Genomic DNA, 465 nt, shown 5'->3' with positions numbered 1-465 from the left:
GCTATATGTAGTCTTGGGCGGTATGAGCCTGTTATCCCCGGAGTACCTTTTATCCGTTGAGCGATGGCCCTTCCATTCAGAACCACCGGATCACTATGACCTACTTTCGTACCTGCTCGACGTGTCTGTCTCGCAGTTAAGCTGGCTTCTACCATTACACTAACCGTACGATGTCCGACCGTACTTAGCCAACCTTCGTGCTCCTCCGTTACTCTTTGGGAGGAGACCGCCCCAGTCAATCTACCCACCAGGCACTGTCCGTAACCCCGATTCAGGGGCCAACGTTAGAACATCAAAACTACAAGGGTGGTATTTCAAGGACGACTCCAACAAAACTAGCGTCTCATCTTCAAAGTCTCCCACCTATCCTACACATGTAGGTTCAATGTTCAATCCCAATCTCTAGTAAAGTTTCACCGCTTCTTTCCCTCTAGCCTCGGGTACACAGCATCTACACTGCGAATT

Annotated in this window: 1 rRNA gene; it reads right to left on the bottom strand. The window is 49.7% G+C overall.

The features are described 5' to 3' along the window. Window positions 1-465 (bottom strand): 23S ribosomal RNA (locus CWC17_RS19305); the annotation flags it as partial.

Source organism: Pseudoalteromonas sp. S3785, from assembly GCF_005887365.1.
Lineage (GTDB): Bacteria > Pseudomonadota > Gammaproteobacteria > Enterobacterales > Alteromonadaceae > Pseudoalteromonas.
Note: the sequence above shows the minus strand (reverse complement) of the source record. Positions and strands in the feature narration are given on the sequence as shown.